The organism is Wolbachia endosymbiont of Protocalliphora sialia, assembly GCF_053891855.1.
Genome location: NZ_JAIUJX010000002.1, coordinates 58,778 through 81,458, shown reverse-complemented (window position 1 = coordinate 81,458; position 22,681 = coordinate 58,778). Strand labels below are relative to the sequence as shown.

Genomic DNA, 22,681 nt, shown 5'->3' with positions numbered 1-22,681 from the left:
AAAAGCTGATTTCAACTACCATATTAATATGAATATATGCCTCGGAATAATTACTTCTCCTCATGGAATCAAAGGAGCTGTCAAAATAAAAACCTTTACTGAAAAGCCCGAAAATATTTTCCTATATGGTGAACTAATAATCGGAAGTGAAAATTATAAAATAAGCTTGGTGTCTGTTGTCAGTAATAATTTAGTAATAGCAACAATTAGCGGTGTGAATTCCCGTAATGAAGCAGAGCTTTTAAGAAATAAAAAGTTATATATAGAAAGAGATAAGCTACCACAGTTAAATGATGAGGATGAATTTTACCAAGATGATCTTGTGAATATGGAAGTAAGACTAGAGAGTAATGAATTATATGGCTATGTGGAGTCTGTGAATAATTTCGGCTCAGGGGATATATTAGAAATTTTGGTTATCAGCACAAAAAAAAACATTATGTTATCTTTTACTAAAGAAGTATTTCCATACATCAACATGAAGGAAAGGTATATAGTAATCAACATGCCAGAATTCATTGGCCAATAAAAATTTTGATATTTGTATAAAGTTATTTATAATAATCAGACCAAATTAAAAGTGTAATTATGGCAGAAAGGGCTAATGATATCAGGCCAGGTCAGGTACTAGAACATAACGGTGGATTGTTTTTGGTTGTAAGTATTATGCATACTCAACCTGGTAAAGGTGGTGCATATATACAAGCTGAAATGAAAAATATCCAAACAGGAGCAAAGTACTATGAGAGGTTTCGCTCTGATGCAACAATCAGAAGGGCAATTTTAGATGAAGAGGAATATGTTTATCTCTTTACTGAAGGGAATATCGTAAATCTTATGCATCCAAGTAGTTACGAGCAGATTGTTATAAATTTAGACTTATTAGGGGAAAAGAAGGCTTATTTGCAAGATAATATGAAAATTAAAGTAGTAACTTATCAAGATAAAATAATTTCTGCACATGTGCCTGATCACGTTACACTAACTGTAAAAGAGACAGAGTCTGTTATCAAAGGTCAGACTGTTACTGCTTCTTATAAGCCTGCAATTTTGGAAAACGGAATACGTGTTAACGTGCCTCAATTTATAAAAGAAGGGGATAAAATTGTATTACATACTCCTGATAACAGCTATTACGAAAGAGTAAAAGAGTAAATGGCCATTTCATCACCACGAATCAATGTGATGCTTGATTCTGTACGCAGTGCCTCCAAGCAGCTTATACGTGATTTTAATGAATTGCAAATTTCAAGCGTTAAGTCAGCAGACTTTATCAATAAAACTTATTCAAAATCCAAGCAACTTATATACGATTGCTTGAAAAACTACAACCAGAACTATGACTTTATTTTTGAAGACGATGTGGGCCAAGATCTAAAAGACGGCGGTTATACTTGGTTTATTATGCCTATAGAAGGCAAGGAAAACCTTTTTAGTTGTATGGTTTATTTTGCAGTATCAGTTTGTCTCATTCATAAAAACAGAGTTGTAGCAGCTGTGATTGATGCTCCAGCCCTTAGAGAAACTTTCTGGGCAGAGGAAAAGAAAGGAGCTTTTCTTGAAGATTTCAAATCTCGCCATGTAAAAATGCGGATGAAAGCTCGTGAAGGGGGAATAATAGACATAAGTGGTAATTTGTTAAATAAATTACCACTTGACAATAATAATCTACGCTCCCTTGGCTCAACGGTACTAGGTTTTGCATATCTTGCTGCCGGAAGATACAATGGAATAATTTATTCTGGAATTAATAAATATAAAACTTCACTCGGTAGGCTTTTTCTGCAAGAAAGCGGTGGGAGATTAAGGGAAGATAACGCGCTTGTCATTGCTGGAGATATAAACTAAAGTTCATTCAAAAGAGCAAAAGTCACGTAGTGAAAATAATAAATGGTCTTACCTACCCCTCATTGCAGCAGGGTGGCAAAATAAGATAGACGAGAAAAGACAACTATAGGAACAAATAGTCAGTGTGTGACAATGGCATCTAGTCCTTTTGCACAAAAAACGTTGTAAAGTAACTTAGTTGGATCCCAGTGTTAGCTACTTTCATGACAAGAAATAAAGCACTGATTTTGTACATTAACCATGCTTTTAAATAGATACCTTATTCTTGGCAACTTTAAACTCAACAACAGACACAAACAGACAATTTCTCAAAAACTTTTACAAGAGATTTTGTTAAATGCTCTATCATTTCATTTGTATGGTAAGGCGTAGGAGTAATACGGAAGCGCTCAGTCCCCTTTGAAACTGTTGGGTAATTTATATGTTGTACATATATTCCATACTTATCAAATAACAATTTTGATGCTTTTTTGGACAACTCAGGATCGCCAATTATGATTGGAATTATATGAGTTTCTGTTTGCATAAAATTCACTCCTGCGTTTCTCAGTGAGTCTTTTACCTTTTCAACAGACTGCTTTTGCTTCTCTCTTTCAACATTGCTCGATTTTAAATGCTCAACGCTTGCCTTTGCTGCTGCTGCTAAAACGGGTGACATAGCAGTAGTAAAAATAAATCCTGGGGCTGAACTTCTTATTACATCCACCAAGCTCTTTGAAGACGCTATATATCCACCCATCACTCCAAAAGCCTTTGATAATGTACCTTGAATAACAGTTATTCTATCCATCAAACCTTCTCTTTCTGCAATTCCGCCACCGCGCGGTCCATACATGCCAACTGCGTGTACCTCATCCAAATAGGTAATTGCATTATACTGATCTGCTAGATCACATATCGCTTTAAGTGGTGCTACATCACCATCCATTGAATATACAGATTCAAGCGCTATTATTTTCGGTGTTTTTATATCTATAGTCCTTAGCAACTGCTCTAAGTGATCAATGTCATTATGCCTGAATATATATTTAGGTCTTTTTCCTGACTTTATGCCTTCTATCATCGAAGAGTGATTTTTCTCATCTGAAAAAATTACCACACCCGGAATAACAGACGACAAAGTGCTAAGCGTAGTTTGGTTGGCAAGGTAGCCACAAGCAAAAGTTAAAGCAGCTTCTTTTTGATGCAAGTCAGCCAAAGACTTCTCGAGCTCAACAACTTCTTTTGTTGTACCTGATATATTTCTTGTTCCTCCAGCACCAACAGATGAATTTTGAATAGCAGCAATGACACTATCATTTTGTGACATTCCCAGATAATTATTACTGCACCAGACAATAACCTCTCTATTTCTTTCATAATCCATAATATAGGGAAGTTTGCCAGGTAATGATGCAAAATGTGTGAATTCACGATAGCGACCTTCTTCCTTTATATCTTTGATTTTACTTGAAAATATCTTTTCGTAGTCTACCAAGTTTTTATCTATTAACAATCAATATAATTATAATAAATTATTAAATGATAGACTACTATATTTATTCATTATCAGCCACAACAAGGTGTACTTTTTTGTGTATCATCAACCTTTTTAACCTCATTATCCTCAACTAAGCTTTTAGGCCTATAGCAGTACGTAATTGTAGCTGCAATAAGACAACAAGCTGCAACTGCTACTCCTATTGCTAACATCTCTAAGTAAACTGCAACAGCTACTCCTAAGGCAATACCAGTTATTGCAAGCGCAGAAGCAGCTACAATATACTTTTTTGTATTTTGCGGAACAGTTGTTTTTTGATTATTTTTGCTGCCTTGCTCATCAGCTATTGGTATCACAAGTTCTGGTTGTGTATCTTTGTTAGCTATTTGCTCTACACGCTCAGCGGGTTTATTAGAAGTTTGCTCTTTTCTGTTATTATCAATTGATATTACGGTATTAACACTTTCATTTGCAAAACCTAATGATGATGATTGAGGTAGAACAGTAAAATCTTCTTCATTGTGTACAGTACCACATTGACTTTCGGGAATAGGCGATTTACCCTGATCTACAGCTGTAGGTATTGTAAGATTTTCTGATCATCTTTTTCGTCATTTAGATCATCAGACTTTCCCTCAGTGACCATTGAAGGCATTTCTGCTGCAGTTTCAGGTACTTCTGTTTCATAAATAATATCAAACAAAGGAGAATCTGAAGAAATTCTAGGAGAATCGTCACTTTCAAGTTTAGAAAAATCATCATCTTCAGAACTCGACGATGCTAAATTTGATTCACTTCCTTCAGACTCCACCACAGGAGCTTTTTTACTACTTGCGGTAGTTTTCACATCATCGCTCACTGGTGATGCAGCAGCGATGTTCTCAAGCTCTTTTTCAAGAAATATTTTAATTTCTGCGAGTTTGCTTTTAGATTCTTTATCTTTCTTACCAACTTCCGTCTTATTAGCGTCTTCTAAGGCTTTATTCAAGATTTGCTTTATGTCTACACTATTGTCCTCTTTCCTTACCTTTTCCACTAAAGACATTACTTCTTCATAATTAAGAGCGAAGATAGCATTAGACAATTTCTCTTCTATATTTTTAGGTATTTTACCCCTCCTATAATTATTATTATCTATAGTTTCTTCTATTGAAACCTTTTTATTATTCATAATATTTTCTTCTTTGTCAACAATACTCCTTTGTAGCTGCTTACTATCAGTGCTTTGAGATTCTGAATTTTCTGATAAAATATCGCTTGTTATGGCTGGAATTGCTGATTTATCTGCAGTGTTATCACTTTTTTTCCGTACAATAAAAGTTGCTGGAGTGCTGTACATTTGATTCCATAAATCTTGACGTTCGGTGCAAGAATATTCTTGCACATCGATAGAAAATTGCAGAATATTTCTAATATGTATTAAATTTGATACAAGATCGGTATTCTCTTGGCGTTTATTGTATTTTGGATCTTCAGTGTATATATCATATCCTGCATGAGGAACTTGAGCTAATCCATTTATAACACCCGGCACATAATTGTAGTTATATTCATGTAAAGCTTCAGACTGCAATAATTTATTTTCCCTTTCTAGATCTTCCATGCGCTTCTCTATGCTAGATTTAAAAATCTCACACTCCTCTCGAAAAATTATGCTAATTTCATCACTTTCTGTGCACAAATAACATACTTTTTTGACTAATGAGTAATCTTCTTGATCTGTCGAGTAGTGTACCGCATTTCTCAGTATATTCTGTATGACCTGCCTAGTTATTTGCTCATTGTGTGATATGCTCTGATAGATTTGAATGTGGGCAATTGTATCGATTACAATATCCTTGCTTTTGATATTAGACAAGGTAATAAGAGCTAATTCATATGCATTATCAAATTCGTTATTTTTAAATTTTTGATTGAGATAATCGATAACATCGTTACTACACTCAGCATATTCTTCACATAAGTGCTCAATAAATGTGATATTACCAGCATCTAGTGCAGTTTTTAGAACTAAATCATAAATTTTTTTTCTATCACGAGCTCCTATATTCTTTAAAATTTGTTGATTGAGCACCTTAATAACTCTATCGTCAGCAAATGCTTGCTCATATATATCATAATTAGTAGAACCCTTGTTATTGATATATCGTTTGCACAAGTATTCGATGATAGGCAGATGCTCCTGACTTATCGCAGTCTCTAATAGAGTAACAAAACTCCCTTTTAGCAGATCTTTTACATCTTTAGTTGGCTCATTAATATATCTTTCAAATGCGTTTAGCACTAACGTGATAAATTTTTCATTTTTGACCAAAGATGCTGTTTCAAGGACGCCATATAAAGGATCGGGATTACTTGTTTTTAGTACATGCTCAAGATCCCTTAAGAAGGGTTCTGCAAGAACTGTCTCTAGTAACTCTTGTTCTTTTCTTAATGCTATGGTTGAGAAAAAGCCAATCTTATTGGGTTCAACAAGTTGTATAGTTTGATCCTTTATTTTATTATAAACCTCATCGATACTATGGAATTTTTCTATAAAAGCTTTTATATATTCTTGACCACCAACAAGTAAAGGTAAAAGACTTAAGTTTCCTTCAGCAAAAAGTATGTCTTGATATTTTTCTGCCAATTTATCGTTAGCTGCAATTGCAAATAACACCAATTCTTTTACTAAATAATCGTACTTAAGCTCTACTTGATTAAATTTATACTGTGATAGTATATTTGAATATATATGTTGATTATTTCGTAAATCTAAGTTAAGTTGTTGCTCACAAAAATTCTTTAAATTTGTACTCTCTAGCGTAATAGACCTGCCTTCATAATCCTCAATATTTTGTATAACTTCGTCTAATTTTTCATAATTATCTTCTTTTACAGCTTGATTTAAGATACTTATTACTTCAGCAAAAGTTAAATTTTTAGGAATAATGTCATACGAGTCTTCATCTTTTGATTCTACAATAAATGATCTATCACAACCATCAGGAAAGTTTGCAAGTATTGCATTCTCTAATCTTAGATCCTTAGCATATGAAACATCTTGATTTTCATTATTTAAAACTTCAAATTCTTCTTCAGCACCTAAATCTCTGGAATGGCGACGCTCACTTTCTCCTGCAGTATCTACTGCTGGCGGCATGAGTCCACCAAGTAAATTCCAAACACCCATGATTTACCCCCTGACTATTAGCTAAGTTAATTATAGCATTAAACAGAAATTTTGCCAAGCAGATTATTGAGTCTTTTAGCAAACAGACTTACGTCTTCCATCTCTTCACCTTCCACTATACAAGCTTGATAGAACAATAAGTAAATCATATCTCCAAGTGTTGGATTTTCACCATTTTCAGCGTAAGATTCCATTATGTTTCTTATCAAAGGATGCTTAATGTTAATTTCAAGTACTTTTGGCGTGCGGTAATTTAGCTGCTTCTGTTCACGTAAAAAACGCTCCATACGGAGATCCATAGTTCCTTCATCAACTGCTAGACACACAGGACTATCGGTTAATTTCTTAGAGATCTTTACACTTTTTACTAAGCTTCCAAGAACCTTGGTGAAGTATTCGAGTATAGAATCCGCGTTTTCTTCGCTTTTGTTTTCATCTGATTTATTTTCTTCATCTTTCTTACCTTCTTCTGAAGAGAATTTTTCTAAATCAACATCAGCGCGGGTCACAGACTTAAATTTTTGATCTTTATATTCATGAATTACGCTAGTCCAGAAATCATCAACTGGATCAACAAATAGAAGCACCTCCAATCCCTTACTGACAAATCCTTCAAGTTGTGGACTGTTTTTCACTGAATCGAGACTATTACCTGTGAGATAGTAGATATGTTCCTGTTCAGGCTTCATTCTGCTTATATAATCATCAATGCTAACTAGCTTACCATCACTGGTGCTATGAAATCTGCAAATGGAAAGCAATGCTTCTCTTTCATCAGTTGGCATAGCTTCACAAAGACCTTCTTTTAACACCGCACCAAAATTGCCCCAGAATTTTGTATATTCCTCTAAATTCTCTTTTGCTTTTTTGCCGAGCTCTGATATTATGCGCTTAGTTAAAGATTTCCTAATCTGCTCAACTACACGATTATTTTGCAGTGTTTCTCTGCTGATATTGAGAGGCAAATCCGGTGAATCAACCACACCTTTCAAAAAACGCAAGTACTGCGGTATAATCTGCACATTATCTTCAGTGATAAACACTTTATTTACATACAATTTTACAGAGCAGCGTCTATCTGGATGAAATAAATCAAAAGGCTTGATAGAAGGAACATAAAGCAAGTTCGTATACTCTATTGCACCTTCATTTTTATTATGAAATATCATCCAAGGCTCACCGCCCACATGTGCAACACTACGGAAGAAGTCGTTGTGCTCTTCTGGAGTAACGTCATTTTTTGGCTTAGTCCAAATTGCAGCTTTGCTATTTAATTTTTCACTTTTTCCTTCTTCATTTACAAACTCAACGGGAAAATTTATGTGGTCAGAGTAAGTAGTAACGATGTTTTCAATACGGAATTTGTCTAAAAATTCGCTTTCTTCAGGACGCATGATGAGCGTAATTTTTGTGCCACGAGAGATTTGACCATCTAATTTGCTGATTGAATACTCTCCATCTCCTTTAGATTTCCACACCCAAGACTCTTCTTCTCCGGCTTTCCTTGATTCTACTATAACTTCTGAAGCAACCATGAAGCTTGAATAAAAACCAACACCAAACTTTCCAATCAGCTCTACAGCTTGGCTCGAATCTTTATTATTCTTAATTGCATCCAAGAATTTTTGCGTACCAGAACTTGCAATCGTGCCAAGATTATCTATTAAATCCTGTCTGTTCATTCCAATTCCATTATCGGTTATATACAGCTCATTCTTATCTTTATTGGAGCTAATAGTAATCTTTAATTCATCACTTGAATCTAATAAATTAGGATTTAATTGTGATTCATAGCGCAATTTATCACATGCATCTGATGCGTTTGATATTAACTCACGCAAGAAAATATCCTTATTAGTATAGAGTGAGTGGATTACTATATTCAGTACTTTCCCTACTTCAGCATCAAATTTTAAATTTTCAGTTTCTTGTACATTGTGCATTTTGAGCTCCATTATTAGCCTACTATTCTAATAATTTAAGTATTGCACCGCGATCTTTCAAGGTCATGTATGCTAAAATTTATGTGAGCCAGCTTATGGTTCCAATGCTAAACTGGAATAAGTATAATCATTGTGTCATGCAAATTAAAAAGAAAGTGCTAGAATATAATATCTCTTATTTGCTTCAAAGATTTATGATTCTTTGATTCTTTTTCTTTAAAAGTAGTTTCAAGAGAAGTTTTAAGCTTTTCCCATTCTTTCGAACTGTTTAGAATCAAAGCGCTCTTAATCTTCTCCAGTGCTTTCTGAGGTGATGAATATAATTCCTCATACAAATCAGTGTTTACTGACTGTAGTATTACTAAAAATGTAAATAAATTTGGATCAACTTTCACATAACATAGCTTTATTTTCTTTACGCAGTACTGTATTGCTTTTAATGATAATGAGAAGCTTTCTGCGTAAAATATAAAGCTATCTATTATTAAACTCTTTGATTTTTTCGGTAATTCAGAACTTTCAAACAGTTTTCTTATAAACTGCTCTGTTGGCTGTTTTGGCAAATGCAAAGAGAGATCAGTAAAAGATTTTAGGCTAAAATTTGGTCCAAGTATTGTGCTGATTGCTCTTTGCACGTTACTTTTATCTTGACTAACAGAGATAATGAAAACCAGTCCTTCCACATCGAGCATATACTTTATGGATTCTAAAAAATCAACAATGAATTTAGGGCGGCATATATCAAGATCATCCACCATTATATAAATGTTTTTGTCTTTCCTGATTTTATTAACCACATCTGCTAGTTGTATTTTAAAATCTCTAATGTTCTCTTTTCTCCTTTGGAGAAGATTTAACTCACCCAAGACAAAACCAATGTCTTTCTTATCAGCCTCTTTTGCAGCATCGAGAAATACTGAAAGCATAGCAAGTGGAGATTTACTGATTAGCTTTCCTAATGTATTGAGAGAAAATAGTTCTTGGTTTATGTTTTTGAACTGCTGTATAACACTCCTTTTTACTTTGTATGATGCGAATAGATCCTCAAACAGGAAATGCAAAAAAGAAGGCAATGGTTGATCTAGCGCACTAATATCCCATGCGCTGTAATAAGCTGCAATTTCATTTTGCTGCCCTAGATCCTTTACCCATTCTTTCAAAAAAAATGTTTTACCCCACTTATCATATCCTTCTAAGGAGACAATTGAAAAAGACTGATCGATTGTCTTAATTACAGTACTAAATCTACTTGCAGCTTGTTTATAGTTTAAGCAATCATTCTCCCAAGTTATTACCTTAGGTAATTGCTCGTCTTCTTTTTTTCTGAACCTTACTAATGATATAAATTTTTTAAAGCACATAAGACTCTTACACTATATTTTACTATAGTATTTTATAAGTTAAGAGTCTATTTACTTAAATAACCCATAATTTTCTATTACTGCAGAAATGGAAAGGTTCTTCAAGCTGCTTTCAGGACTATGTACAATATCTATGCCAGTTAATTCTTTTACCCTTCTTTCCATATCCTCTGTTAACCTTTTTTCTAAACCATGTATATTGCCAGAACTTACCATTTCCATAACAGAAAATTTCTCATTTGAAATATACTGCTCTATAAGTGGGGATATTTTAATTATCCAATCTAGGCTCTTACGACTGGTTATTGATAATTTACCTTCTTCTTGAAGTGAATATAATTTTTCTATCATCTCAGCTCTATTACCGGAGTGGTTCTTTACAAGATCCTCTAATAGTTTTCCATGTTCATCTATAGGTACATGAACATACATGAGCCACAAAAGAAGAACTAAGTCCGTATTACCTTTTGTTATTCCATTTATTTTACGTGCCTGACTGAATGCATAACAAACAGGATCTTTGCCACTATAAGAATAACTAAACCTCGACACCCCCGACCTAATTTGATCATCAAGTCTTACTCGAATCACATTTTCCAGATTTTCAATAGATCTACGCTCTTGTTCTTGTTTTTGTTGAAATACTTCAAACATTTTTAGAAAATCTACTTTAGGCTCAATCTTCAGCTCTTTTTCCAATTGTTCTATCTGCTCAGTTTTAAGCTCAATCTTCATCAGATCTTTTTTAAGTGCAATCCCCAGATGATCTTCTATTATATATCCAATTCGTTTACTATCTGCGTATTTTTTGTTAAATAATGCGATGAAATCAAGAGTAGTTGATCTTGATTTTTTGATTAACCAATTATAAGTATAACGTACTCCATCTAGTACAAAAGTTAACATAACCCCTCATTTTAAAACACTATATTTAAATGTATAATATTTTCAATTAGTAAGCAAGTTTCTAGGCTGAAGCATGTCACAGTATTTTTAAAGTATGTTGCTCAGAAGAAATGGAATATTATTTAATATCCTGTCTTGAAGTAAGTGCTATTCTTAGCGTTCCTTCATCTAAGTAGTCAATTTCTCCACCTATCGGTATGCCACAAGCAAGGCGCGATATTTTCACATTTAAGTTTTTTAGCAATTCAATTATATATTGTGCAGTAACTTGGCCCTCCAATGTCGAATTGATTGCAATAATGACCTCTTCAACTTTAGATTCTATAACTCTTTTAGGAATATTATCAAGATTGAGTTCTTTTGGACCGATGCCATTTATTGCTGATAATCTGCCACCTAAAACATGATACATACCTGAATATATATTTCCTTTTTCAAATGCCCATAAATCGCCCAATTCTTCTACTACACACATTAACTTGGTGTCACGCTTTGGGTTAATACAAATGGAACATGGCGATTTAGTATCTAGGTTTCCACAAATCTTACACTCTATTATAAGATCCGCTAATTCTCTAATCAAAGATGCAAGTGGTAGCATGACCCTCTCTTTGTTCTGGAGCAAATGTATAACTAGCCTTCTTGATGATGATGGACCTAAACTTGGCAATTTAGAAAAAGCATGAACTAAACTCTTTATATTAATGTTCATTCAGTAAATTCAAGATAGTTCAAAAATGATAACATCAAACCTTTCGTAAAGAAAGTAGTAAGTCTTTATCTTGATTAGCTATAGAAAAATTTTTCCACTTTTCTCAGAAATTGTCTTGAAAAAAGTAATGTAATCACAATCTACTGTAACTTAAGTCTGACTCAGGTATAACTGAAATTATCTCATACATTTGCGTAGTTACTCCAGCACCTCTTTTTTGAAAGTGACGCAATTTATTTTTCAACATGTTTCTTTCTTCTACATAATTGTCTGATTCTTTATTCAAACTAGAATTTTTTTCTTCATACTTGGAAAGTATTGTATCGATCAAATAATTAAAAAATAATATTAGACCTGTAGTGTTGGCAAGCAATGCAAGAGAATAATATAACATATCTTCACTCACTTCTTCATTTATTATGTCATGGGAATTTCTATACATTCTAAAACAAGAGCCAAAGGCTGCTAAGCATACACAAGTAAGTTTTGTTTTGCTTAGGACGCACTTAATTCGCGCTAATTTTTTATTATTATCTTCTAATTTTATACGTAACTCACTAATTTTACTGCTATAGTACTTAATAAACAATTCTATTGCCTCTTTGTTATTAGCATAATTATATGCTTTGTAAGATTCCTTATCTATGAGTTCAGTATCTATATCTCTTGATTTCAGAAGCTCTTTGATTGCTTCATTTTTGTTAAGAAGCACAGCTTCGTGTAGAGGTGTGTACTCATTTTCAGCATCTTTTCTTCTGTTAATATTTTCACGAATTAAGTAGTTAAAAAGAGCTGAAATGCATTCTGAATTATTACCTTCAATAGCCAGAGTAATTACGTCTTTTCCGCTTTCGTTCTTAGTATTAATAACTTTGAAAAGCGGCTTTTCATTCTCTTGCTTATGTTCAAAATATTTGTGCTTGTAAAACTCATTCGCACGGTATGGCTTCTTAAGGATACACAAAAGCTTTTTTACAAAATCAGCACGATTTTTTTTAATAGCCGCATGTAAAGGTGTGTCCTGATTTTTCTCATCTTGCAACAATAAGGCATCATACAAACAACCATCTTTATATAGGGAGTTAATCTCTTGATCAAAAGAGATATCTTCTTCTCCTTTACAGATATTTAGTAGCCGTGACCCTATACTTTCTGTAGTACTATAATCAATTGCAGAGCTACGTTGCACTTTAGATTGATAAAGGGTTACGTTCATACTATTCCTACCTTTAAACAACCCAGTTATACCTCTAAATATTCCAGCTATACCTGATTCACTCCGAGCAGCACAAGGCGTTTTATCTTGAATGTGAATCTCAACATTTTCATTAGAAAAAAGTTCTAAAACATGCGAGCTGCCTCTTCTACTGGAAAAAGGCGCCTCATTCTTTTTATCTTTAGCTTTAACACTATTCTCTAGCTTTTCATTCGAAGCACTTATAGGGTTAGCTAAACAATCAAAATCCTTATTTTTAGATACAAAGTCTTCTGATTGAAAATTTGCTGCAGCTTTTATTTCACCTTTCATATTTCTTTTTTTACAGAAGTTGCATTTCAGGTAGGGTATCTCATCTTTAAAATTTTTCAACTCTATTTAAATTTTTTTAAAATAGTTTTTGATAAAAATACTTATGAAACTAACTTCTGTGTTAATTTTTTAGAAGATTTTATAGCTAAAAAATTACTTCCGCATATTTTAAATCTGATTACAATTACAGTTAGAGATATTTATTGAGCTCAAAAATCTATCTCCGTCTGCAGACTTTTTTATTAAACTCATTAAAAAATGTAGCGTATCCTCTTCAGAGCATATCTGTCGTATGTTCACTGCATTTTTTCTAATCTTTTTTATACAGGGGGATCTTATGTTCAGAATTCCAGATACTTGACCTTTAATTTAGCTAATAAAAACCAACTGGTACCTGCGGTTTTTATAGCTACGTTTTCTCAAATAAGTTTTAAATGAATAGATTTCTTGCATAATAAGATGTCATCCCAGTGCTTGACACTGGAATCCAATAAGAAAAATGCGCTGGAACTTTCGAATTCCAGTTATGCAAGAAATCTAATGTTAAAAAACTCACAGTTATCCTAGTACTGCTTTATTATCTGCAGTCTTTTCATGCTCGACAGAAGAGAGTTGAGGATTAACAGCTTCTTCTATTGATTTAGCCTGTTTATAGTCTTGACTTAGGAAATATATAGCCACTCCAACTGCTATTCCAGCAACAAGAGCAGATACTGCGAGTGCGCATAATATAATAGTCATTGAAGGGACTAAAGCACCACCAACACCGAGTCCAATGCCAAGAAAAACGCCAGGTATAATGCCAATCAAACTATTACATCTAGCACTTTCTTTTTTCAATTGAGCTTGGTCTTTCATACATTCGATGAGTACTTTTTTTGTATCTCCATGAGCTAAATCTAATGGAATTTTGTCTTCTTCATTCTTTAACAAAGGATTCGCACCATATTTTAAAAGGGCTTTTATTGCGTCAGTGTTATTACTTATAACAGCTTGATGTAGTAACGTATTTCGACTACTTTGATCTTGAAAATTTATCAATTTGTAGAAACTCTCAAGACTAATATGGCTATGCACTGCTTCATTTAAGATATCCATCACTCCTTGAAACGATAACTCCTTTTTTTCCTCAGATATTGCACTACGGTGTTTAATACAATGGTGCAAGATAGGGTATACTATCTGTCCTCCTTCCTTATTGATAAGATCTCCATTTATAGGGACTATATTTAAAAGAGCCAGTATGAATAACTCCTTGTTAATCACAATTTCGTTATTATCATTAAGATATTCTTGTAACTCTTTAATTTTTTTTTCAAGACTCTCGTGTCGATTACAAATAATCGTCATTAAATCATTCATACCATCTCCTTATTCTAATTATATCAATAATATAATAAATTCTAATAAAAGTCAAATTTTTAATTAAAAATTTAATAGAACTTATTAGCAATTCCTACAAATGTCAAATAAATTCAAAAGAAACTCACAGGGTCAACATCTATTGTTATTGCAATGTTTGAACTCAAGTTACAGCAATGTTTCAGCTTTTTCTTTATAGACAGACTGTATTTATTGTGTATTTTGAGTAACACTCTATACCGATATTTATTATTTAAGAAATTTATTGCTGCTGGTGATGGGCCAAAAATTTCAAATTCTTTCAATGTCAAGTGCTGAGAGGTAGTTGAAAATTGATTATGCAAAAAGTTTGTTATCTCATTTGCTGCTTTCTGCGTTGCAAATTGATCCTTACCACAAACTATAAGCGCTATTAGTCTACTAAATGGGGGCATTTTAGCTTTGCTTCTTGACTCAAGTTCAATTTCATAAAACAAATCCCTTTTTTGCTGCTGCAATGCTTTTATTATCAAACTTTCAGGATTATTAGTTTGCACTATTACCGTTCCTTTTTCGTTGAACCTCCCAGATCTACCCGCAACTTGATGCAATAATTGATACGTCTTTTCTGCTGCCCTGAGGTCAGAATTTTCAAGTCCTAAATCTGCATTTATCACTCCAACCAAAGTTAATTTAGGGAAATTATGCCCTTTAGCAATCACTTGTGTACCGATTATAATATTCACTTCTTCCTTGAGCACTGAGTCAATTACGCTACCAAGCGACTTCTGGTCGCTGCTAATAATCGCAGTTTTTGCATTTGGTAATAGTTTTACTATCTCTTCAAGTAACCTCTCAATTCCTATACCACAAAGGGATAATGACTGCTCACTTTGACAATTCGAGCATTTTTCTGGAAGTTTTGATTGGTAAGAACAATGGTGACACAAAAGGACGTTCTTTTTCTTGTGGTACGTAAGCCATACAGTGCAATTTGAGCAGGAAATTTTATATCCACATTTTTTACAAACTGCAAGTTGCGCATACCCCCTGCGGTTTAGAAAGAGCATAACTTGCTGTTTTTTCTCTATGGTTTGTTTTATCCCTTCGAAAAGCTCATTTGAAATCCATTGTTTATTATTCACTACTTTTATGTGCGGCAACTCTGCACCACCGAATCGTTCGGTTAGCTTTACATGGTTGTAATTCCCTTTTTTAACATGATAAATTGTTTCAAGCAGCGGAGTAGCGGATGATAAAATAATCGGAATATTTTCGAGCTTGGCTAAGATAATGGCCATATCTCGAGCATTATATATAATTCCTTGTTCCTGTTTAAAGGATGAGTCATGCTCTTCATCGACGATGATTAATTTTAGGTTTTTATAAGGTAAAAAAAGTGATGACCTTGCCCCAATAATTATCTGCGCACTTCCATTTGCGATACTGAGCCAATTATTTCGGCGAGCTTTGGGAGTAAGTCCTGAATGCCACTCAGCTATATTTCCAGATATCTGACTGTGAACACGATTTACTAATTGTGAAGTTAGGACAATTTCTGGCAGAAGGATCAGGACTTGTGCATCGTTTACGATTTCAATTAACCTTGCAATCACAGAGAGATAAACTTCCGTTTTTCCAGACCCGGTTTCACCGTCAAGCAAAGTCACTGAATACTCATTCAAATTACTTATTATCTTATCGCGAGCTGCTTGCTGCTCAGGGCTTAATTGGTAATCTATTTCACTTATTTCTTGCTTTTGCTTAGTGCAAACTAACTTATCTATTTGATTTACCTTTAATACTCCTCCCATTATCACTTTGGCAAGCATACCAATAGGTATTACATTATATTGCGCAACCCACTCTGCAAATTCGATCAGTTTTGGTCTGATGCTCGGCAAATCGATCTTTTGCTCAATAAATTTTAATTCTCGATCGCTTTTGCTACTTTCTCTCCAAACTATTCCAATCAAACGCTTTCTGCCAAACGGCACCACTACGTAATCTCCAATTGAAACTTCAGTATCTTCCTCAACTGCATATGAAAATAACTGATCAATTGGAAGCGGTAGTAATACGTCAACTGCTTTCTTCATAGTACCTTAAGTTTAGCACCGTTTTGAAAATATTAGTTTTGATTTTTGTGGGTTAAACTGGTATAATGTTATACTAAATTAATTTGATTGGGGGAGTGAGTATGATTCCAGAAACACGTAAAGAGGCATTCAAAGTATTAGGATTGTCAGAGAGTGCAAGCACAGAAGAGATTAAGAAGGCATATCGCGAGCTTGCATTGAAATGGCATCCCGACAAATGGTCAGATAAAAGCCAAGAAGAGCAAAAGACAGCAACAGAAAAGTTTAAAGAAATATTAGTAGCATATAAAATATCAATAGGCGAGATAACTGAAGAATTCATTAGCCAACAGCCTAATGATGATTGGGTTGATGAGTGTATGGGAGGCATTTTTGGATCACACTTAAATTATATAGAAATTAATTTATTCACTGTTCTTGCAGGTAGATTTTTAAAAGAAGCGGAGTTATTATTACCAAAAATTACAAATCCTAATATAAAGATTCAACCTGGTAATGTTGGTATTAAGGACAAAGCACCATTACATTATATTGTGCAAAATGCTTGTGATAAGCCTAACAGTGGTTGGGAAGTACTTCTTGAGAAATTTTTATCATCAAATAATGATACAGGAACAGGTGTAGCCATAAATTCGATGCTCCCACAGAAAGAATTTGTAGATGTTAATATTGGCGATCAAATAGGTACTACCCCTCTTCACGTGGCTTCAAAGTACGGTCGTATGGACTTGATACAAGTTCTTTTAAAATATGGAGCAGATGTGAATAAGCTGGATAAATTGTCATGCAGTCCATTATATCAAGCTGCTAGTGGTAACCATGTTCAAGCTGTAAAACTGCTTTTAGAGCACAAGGCTAAAATTAGTAATGGTGAGAGGTTTCTTAATTATGGTACAATTCTTTATGACCTTGCTAAAGGGGAATATAGTGCAGAAGTGACAACAATGCTTTTAGACAGAGCTTCTACCGAGGAAAAGAATAAAGTATTTTTAGAGTCTTGTAGGATAGGCAAGGTTGAGCTTGTAAGCAAGCTACTTTCTGAATATAGAGTTAATCCTAATCTGATATCGATAGATGGGTGTGCAACTATTTTGCAAGATATATGTCAATTCAACAAACCTAATTCTGTTAACATCGCTAACCTTTTATTACAAGCAGGAGCTGAACAAACGCTAGTAGTAGGAAAGTGGCCAAGTGCATTAGAAATTGTTCAACAAGAGAAAAACAAGGAATTTATAGAATTATTTGCTCAGTATAAAAATAAAACAGGTTCACCCGTACAACACACTAATAATCATTTCCAACCAACTTTAGGACCAGAAGTGCAAAGTGCTCAGCCACCTATAACAGATAATAAGAATCATCATTCTCCACAAAAACAATTTTCAGGAATTTCTTCGAGAGAATGGACAATGGGCTTAGCATTATTGTTTGGTACTGTAGGAGCTACATTAGTTGCAATAGGAATTATACCTGAAATTACTGCTATTGGAATAATTGCAACTGCTGTGTTATTAGGAATTGCGAGTGCAGCATTAGGTGGCGTAGTAGGGTATCTTATAGACATAACAGTAAACAATTTTCATAGCGAAGCTACTATGAAAGTTGCATAACTCATCTCATTCAAATAAAACATACTTTTTCTAGGTTTCAGCGTTATACGCTGAAATCGCAGGTTGTAATCTAAGCAGAATTAACACATTTTTCATAGTACACAATTTATAATCATAAATATTAGAAATGTGAGGAAATTCTGTATGTTTAGCGATAAAATAGTCCTAGACTTTGAAATAGAAAAAGGTGACCGAATAGATCGGTGTTACTTCTCTACACGCATCAAACTTACAGATAAGAGCAAGAGTTTTCTATGTGAAAAGCTCGGTAAACCTAACAATTTAGATGATTACTTTAATCTTAATCCTGAGAATTTTTATATTTATTACAACAAATATAGTGGGCACTATGGTATAAATGAGCTGTATGTCAGAGATAATAATGGTAGATATTTAGCTACTAAACTTCCACTTGATCAGAGCGGATTTTCAATAGAGTTATCACCTGGTGAGACAAATTATGGTTTTTATCCTCTGTATGCAACCTATAACCCCACTCAATATGACAAAAAGCAGGAAAAGAGCTTTGAAGATAATGGTGAATTGCAGCCACTTGTGTCAAGTGTATTGGATTACTTTCTAAATGGCTTAACCGTTCAAGATATGTTTTTGCAAATACAAAATGAGCTTGTTGAAAAAGAAACAAAATTAGAAGAAGACAGAAGAAAAGCAGAGGAAGAATTAAATAAAAAGAATGAAAAGTTAAGGGAACTCATAGAAAATGATGAGATTAAAGTACTTAAAGTAATAAAAGGCCATAGTATTGGGAATGGACGTTCAGCGGCAATTTTGCAGCTTGATGGTGATCTTGATGCAAGTAAGTACTACATAGCAGAGTATGAAGGCAATGAATACTTACATTGCACGAGCTCTGGTTATGACATACTGCTTGACCAGAGCGATTTATTTTTTGTTCTCAATAGCAGCTCTTATCTTGAACTTGAAAGCGGTTTCTACTCAATACTTGCTGGCAACTATGCTAAATATCTCGATACTAAGAATCTGCTTTTTCGCGATGATCAACTATCTAAGCAGTTGTGTAAAAACAAGGTAAAGGCTGAATCTACAGTTAACGCATTTTTCTCAAGACTTATTTATAGTGAAAATTTTTAAGAGGTGAGTATGAAATTTAAAACAAATTCTGAATATGATAAATCAAAAAATTTAGACTTAGATGCTAAAGACTCTACAGGCTATACTGCTCTACATAAAGCTGTTTTTAGTGGGCGTTTCGATGAGGTCAAACTGTTAATAGATAAAGGCGTTAGAGTGGACGTGCAAGATAAACATGAGCTCACTCCACTTTTTTATGCTGTTATCAACAATGATGAGAAAATGATAAAATTTCTAGTCGAAATAGGTAATGCCGATGTTAACCTGGGTAAATATAATAATCCTCTTGGCATGGCTATTTCACGTGGACGTATGGAATTAGCAGAATATTTGATAGACAAAGGTGCAGATATAAACCGACAAGACAATATCGGCAGAACCTTTCTGCATAAAGCTGCTGAAGGTGGAAATTTAGCTGCAGTGAAATTTTTAGTAGAAAAAGGTGCTAGGCTTGATGTTTTAGATGAATGGAATGATACTCCTCTTCATCTTACTGCAAATGTAGAAGTCAATAAAGGTCATACAGAAGTAGTAGATTATTTAATAAAAAACGGTGCAGATATAAATCTTACTCATAACTACACTCCGATACACCTAGCTATTACACGTGGAAATTTAGATATGGTGAAATGTCTGATAGATAATGGTGCTGATCTTTATATTAAAAGAGCATGCGATGGTACACCTCTTACTTATGCTAAACAGCAAGGGCAAGTGGAAATAGTAAATTACATGGATAGTGTAATGTCAAACCTTTCACTTAGCAAAACTGTGTCCCTTGATAACACTAATATAAATATCAAGTATGACTTAGCTGCCAATAAGCTAGATACAATAGAAAAAAGCATTAAAGATGCTGTACGAGACTTTAAGGGTGCTTTTAATACCTCTGACCATGATATAAGGATCAATGCTTATGTATTCAACACTCAAAATGAGTTTAAAGAGTACTTGAAAAAAGTTGGATTCGATGCTGGCGACGGTGTTAATGGCTACACAAGAATGATCGATCTAAATAAGGGAAATGCTGCTGACGTTTATGTCTACCTAGATAGTAAAGGGAATTTAAATCAACATACGTTAAAGCACGAGATAGGGCATGCAATGCACTTTGCAAATCTTGGTCTAAGCTATATCTTGCCAAAAGCAATGCACGAAGCTATTGCTAACTATGTTGCTGGTTTAGAAAATGGCAAGCACATTAATGATCACGGAGATAAAGAAGCTTTAATTGCAATAAAAAATAAGAATCTTAAACTAGATGAGATATTACGTAATGATTATCAAGGAAATCACTACTATTCAGAAGCAGAGCAAGTAGTAAAGTTTCTTGAACATAAACACCCGGACTTAATTGATAATTTACTAAAGAGCCTCTCTACTTATAAGAGATATCATGATAGGGATGAAGGTAAGAAATTAGTTGAGGATTTTTTGACTGAGCTAAAAGGTTATACTCAGGAATTTAAACAGTGGGTCAAAGCTGAGCTGAGTGGTGAACAACATATGGAATATAATGTTGTTGAATCTAACAGTGTTGAAAGTTCAACAAGCCAACAAAGTGCAGGCAAGGGTCTATATGGTTATAGCCCAGTACATAATGTAAGTGGTGATAAAACCAAGATAGAAAGTGTCAGTAGAGAAGATTCTATGCAACCTGCTAAAAAAGCGAGTGAAGACGAACAAGGAAAAGCTGCTACAATAAAAGTTATGAAGTATAATAAACAGCCTTTCTTAAAGGTGAATATTGATGACAATAATGTAGAAAACACTATAGGAAAAGTAAACGAGATAAATAAGGTAACAGGTGCGACGAGTTTACATTCTGCTGCTTCATTGGGAGATTTAAGCAAAGTAGCAACGCTACTGAAACACAATTCATATATTGATACAAGAGACCATAACGGACAAACGCCACTACATTACTCTATTCGGTCAGGAAATACGGAAGTAGCAAAATATCTCATTGATAATGGTGCAAATCTTAATATCCAGGACAATCCTTATCGTCAAACTGCTAAATATGCTTATTCCAAAACACCTTTACACTATGCTATTGAATCTGGCAATACAGAAATAGTTAAATATCTAATAGATCGTGGTGCAAATCCTAATATTCAAGATGCTTATTCCGAAACGCCATTATACAGTGCTATTTATTCAGGTAATACAGAAATAGTGAAGTATCTATTAGATCATAACGCAGATCCTAACAGTAAGGGTTTTTATACTTTTCCATTGCTTGCTGCTATTAAGCTAGGGCATGCGGAAATAGTTAAGAGTTTAGTTGAGCATGGCGCAGATCTTGGTATCAAGAACACGTCAGCTCAAACACTGCTGCACTATGCAATTGAGCTAAAACATACGGAAATTGCTAAATACTTAATAGATCGTGCTATAGATGTTGATACCCGTGATATTAGCTCTGGTAAATCTCCACTACATTTTGCTATGCACATGAAAAATATGGAAGTAGTTAAATATCTCATAGAGCATAATGCGGATATTGATATTCAGGATAGCTACGGCTTAACGCCTTTGCACCTTGCTGTTGATCTTGGAAATAAGGAAATAATAAAACATTTAGTTGAAAAAGGTGCGAATGTTAATGTGCAGGATAATGATGGTTGGACACCTTTAGTTCATGCAGTGAGGCATGGAAAGTTAGATACAATAGAATATCTAATAAAAAACAAAGCTGACGTTGATGTTGTGGGCAAAGATGGCAGGACACTTATTGAACATGCTGAGTTATGGGCAGAAGGGAAAGGTATAGAAAGAGATGTAATAGATAGCAAAGGCGGTAATGATTCTTATTATCGTGAGCTTTCAAAAGAAGCTGCAACTTGGGAAAAAGCTGGAAAGGATATGCTTAGCTATCTCAAAAAAATTACTATGCAAGAAGAAGAATCTAACGATATAGACCAAATGCCAGCAGATCAACCTGCGAGTGAAGAAAGGAGTAAAAGATCGATAAGAGGAGACGAAGAGAAGCCAGAGGAAACAATTGTTATAGATAATGTGAAACAACATCCTTTAAAAATCAAAGTGGGTGAGGCTGTTGAAATAGGGAAATATAAGGTAGAACTGCAAGTTACGTATGATGATGTAAGAAATTTTTATGACACTATACGTGGTAAATATCATGATGGTAGTGGATACAATTATGAGCAAGTAATGGTTTTGTACAATGAAATTGTTAGGCCAGCATCACAGCATCATGATGAATCATTTACTCTTGCTGAGTCCTATATTGCAGATGATCATCTATTTATTAAAAATCAAGATTTTGGAATTTTGAATGATTTTAATGAGATGTTCTATAAAAGTGATGAGTTTATGTAACATAAAAGGTGGATGAGAATTAATTGATATAAGGAATTAGATCTTCCATTGTCATCCCAGTGTTTCTTTCTCCTGCCATTCCGGCATTTCCTTCTCCTGTCATCCCAGTGCCCCGACACTGGGATCCAGTGTTCATATAATCTCATCACAAACGTTTATTTTAATTTAAGACCAATACCTAATTTAAAATCAAAATTCCTGGATTCCAGTGTCAAGCACT

The 22,681-nt window shown here is 34.1% G+C and carries 16 protein-coding genes; 6 read left to right on the top strand and 10 right to left on the bottom strand.

Annotated elements, in window-relative coordinates; genetic code table 11:
- The first annotated feature begins 28 nt into the window (after window positions 1-28).
- From rimM to LB100_RS01310, 3 genes are read left to right on the top strand one after another with little or no spacing between them, the layout of a single operon-like run.
- Window positions 29-529, top strand: coding sequence for a ribosome maturation factor RimM (rimM, locus tag LB100_RS01320; RefSeq protein WP_456201107.1), 501 nt, complete (start codon window positions 29-31; stop codon window positions 527-529).
- 59 nt (window positions 530-588) lie between these two features.
- On the top strand, window positions 589-1,155 hold the full coding sequence (efp, locus tag LB100_RS01315) for an elongation factor P (protein ID WP_017532253.1): 567 nt from the start codon (window positions 589-591) through the stop codon (window positions 1,153-1,155).
- Entirely contained in the window at window positions 1,156-1,848 is a 693-nt protein-coding gene (locus LB100_RS01310; protein ID WP_007302192.1) for an inositol monophosphatase family protein, read from the top strand.
- A 280-nt stretch (window positions 1,849-2,128) separates the two neighbouring features.
- Here LB100_RS01310 and hemA read toward each other — a convergent pair whose 3' ends face one another.
- From hemA to priA, 10 genes are all read right to left on the bottom strand, one after another.
- Entirely contained in the window at window positions 2,129-3,325 is a 1,197-nt protein-coding gene (gene hemA, locus LB100_RS01305; protein WP_456201245.1) for a 5-aminolevulinate synthase, read from the bottom strand.
- Window positions 3,326-3,396: 71 nt separating this feature from the next.
- The gene (locus LB100_RS01300) at window positions 3,397-3,684 is read right to left on the bottom strand and encodes a TomO hydrophobic C-terminal domain-containing protein (protein ID WP_456201105.1); all 288 of its coding nucleotides are present in this window, start codon (window positions 3,682-3,684) and stop codon (window positions 3,397-3,399) included.
- Window positions 3,685-3,896: 212 nt separating this feature from the next.
- Window positions 3,897-6,500, bottom strand: a complete 2,604-nt coding sequence (locus tag LB100_RS01295) for a host RNA manipulator TomO (protein WP_456201103.1) — start codon at window positions 6,498-6,500, stop codon at window positions 3,897-3,899.
- A 38-nt stretch (window positions 6,501-6,538) separates the two neighbouring features.
- Complete coding sequence (htpG, locus tag LB100_RS01290) at window positions 6,539-8,443, bottom strand: molecular chaperone HtpG (protein ID WP_456201101.1); 1,905 nt, start codon at window positions 8,441-8,443, stop codon at window positions 6,539-6,541.
- 158 nt (window positions 8,444-8,601) lie between these two features.
- Window positions 8,602-9,804 (bottom strand): P-loop NTPase fold protein, encoded by a 1,203-nt coding sequence (locus LB100_RS01285; RefSeq protein ID WP_456201099.1) that lies wholly within the window; start codon window positions 9,802-9,804, stop codon window positions 8,602-8,604.
- A 51-nt stretch (window positions 9,805-9,855) separates the two neighbouring features.
- The gene (locus tag LB100_RS01280; RefSeq protein ID WP_456201098.1) at window positions 9,856-10,710 is read right to left on the bottom strand and encodes a hypothetical protein; all 855 of its coding nucleotides are present in this window, start codon (window positions 10,708-10,710) and stop codon (window positions 9,856-9,858) included.
- A gap of 118 nt (window positions 10,711-10,828) precedes the next feature.
- Complete coding sequence (gene recR, locus LB100_RS01275; protein ID WP_264720250.1) at window positions 10,829-11,416, bottom strand: recombination mediator RecR; 588 nt, start codon at window positions 11,414-11,416, stop codon at window positions 10,829-10,831.
- 139 nt (window positions 11,417-11,555) lie between these two features.
- A complete protein-coding gene (locus LB100_RS01270; protein ID WP_456201096.1) occupies window positions 11,556-12,950 on the bottom strand; it encodes an ankyrin repeat domain-containing protein in 1,395 nt (464 codons plus the stop codon).
- A gap of 558 nt (window positions 12,951-13,508) precedes the next feature.
- A complete protein-coding gene (locus tag LB100_RS01265; RefSeq protein WP_456201095.1) occupies window positions 13,509-14,312 on the bottom strand; it encodes an ankyrin repeat domain-containing protein in 804 nt (267 codons plus the stop codon).
- A gap of 113 nt (window positions 14,313-14,425) precedes the next feature.
- On the bottom strand, window positions 14,426-16,390 hold the full coding sequence (gene priA, locus LB100_RS01260) for a replication restart helicase PriA (RefSeq protein ID WP_456201093.1): 1,965 nt from the start codon (window positions 16,388-16,390) through the stop codon (window positions 14,426-14,428).
- A gap of 101 nt (window positions 16,391-16,491) precedes the next feature.
- On the opposite strand from priA, the gene LB100_RS01255 reads away from it, so the two are divergent.
- From LB100_RS01255 to LB100_RS01245, 3 genes are all read left to right on the top strand, one after another.
- Window positions 16,492-18,003: an ankyrin repeat domain-containing protein gene (locus tag LB100_RS01255; RefSeq protein WP_456201092.1), complete on the top strand. Its 1,512-nt coding sequence runs from the start codon at window positions 16,492-16,494 to the stop codon at window positions 18,001-18,003.
- A gap of 144 nt (window positions 18,004-18,147) precedes the next feature.
- A complete protein-coding gene (locus LB100_RS01250; RefSeq protein WP_456201091.1) occupies window positions 18,148-19,116 on the top strand; it encodes a hypothetical protein in 969 nt (322 codons plus the stop codon).
- Between the two features lie 9 nt (window positions 19,117-19,125).
- Window positions 19,126-22,461 carry an ankyrin repeat domain-containing protein gene (locus tag LB100_RS01245; protein WP_456201090.1) on the top strand — a complete coding sequence of 1,112 codons (3,336 nt, stop codon included), beginning with the start codon at window positions 19,126-19,128 and terminating at the stop codon, window positions 22,459-22,461.
- Window positions 22,462-22,681 lie beyond the last annotated feature (220 nt).

Bases quoted from the DNA above. Each gene is read 5' to 3' on its own strand.
- LB100_RS01310 (WP_007302192.1), top strand. From the start codon at position 1,156: ATGGCCATTTCATCACCACGAATCAATGTGATGCTTGATTCTGTACGC.
- LB100_RS01280 (WP_456201098.1), bottom strand. From the start codon at position 10,710: ATGTTAACTTTTGTACTAGATGGAGTACGTTATACTTATAATTGGTTA.
- htpG (WP_456201101.1), bottom strand. From the start codon at position 8,443: ATGCACAATGTACAAGAAACTGAAAATTTAAAATTTGATGCTGAAGTA.
- LB100_RS01265 (WP_456201095.1), bottom strand. From the start codon at position 14,312: ATGAATGATTTAATGACGATTATTTGTAATCGACACGAGAGTCTTGAA.
- LB100_RS01285 (WP_456201099.1), bottom strand. From the start codon at position 9,804: ATGTGCTTTAAAAAATTTATATCATTAGTAAGGTTCAGAAAAAAAGAA.
- priA (WP_456201093.1), bottom strand. From the start codon at position 16,390: ATGAAGAAAGCAGTTGACGTATTACTACCGCTTCCAATTGATCAGTTA.
- LB100_RS01255 (WP_456201092.1), top strand. From the start codon at position 16,492: ATGATTCCAGAAACACGTAAAGAGGCATTCAAAGTATTAGGATTGTCA.
- efp (WP_017532253.1), top strand. From the start codon at position 589: ATGGCAGAAAGGGCTAATGATATCAGGCCAGGTCAGGTACTAGAACAT.
- rimM (WP_456201107.1), top strand. From the start codon at position 29: ATGAATATATGCCTCGGAATAATTACTTCTCCTCATGGAATCAAAGGA.
- LB100_RS01295 (WP_456201103.1), bottom strand. From the start codon at position 6,500: ATGGGTGTTTGGAATTTACTTGGTGGACTCATGCCGCCAGCAGTAGAT.
- LB100_RS01245 (WP_456201090.1), top strand. From the start codon at position 19,126: ATGAAATTTAAAACAAATTCTGAATATGATAAATCAAAAAATTTAGAC.
- LB100_RS01270 (WP_456201096.1), bottom strand. From the start codon at position 12,950: ATGAAAGGTGAAATAAAAGCTGCAGCAAATTTTCAATCAGAAGACTTT.
- LB100_RS01250 (WP_456201091.1), top strand. From the start codon at position 18,148: ATGTTTAGCGATAAAATAGTCCTAGACTTTGAAATAGAAAAAGGTGAC.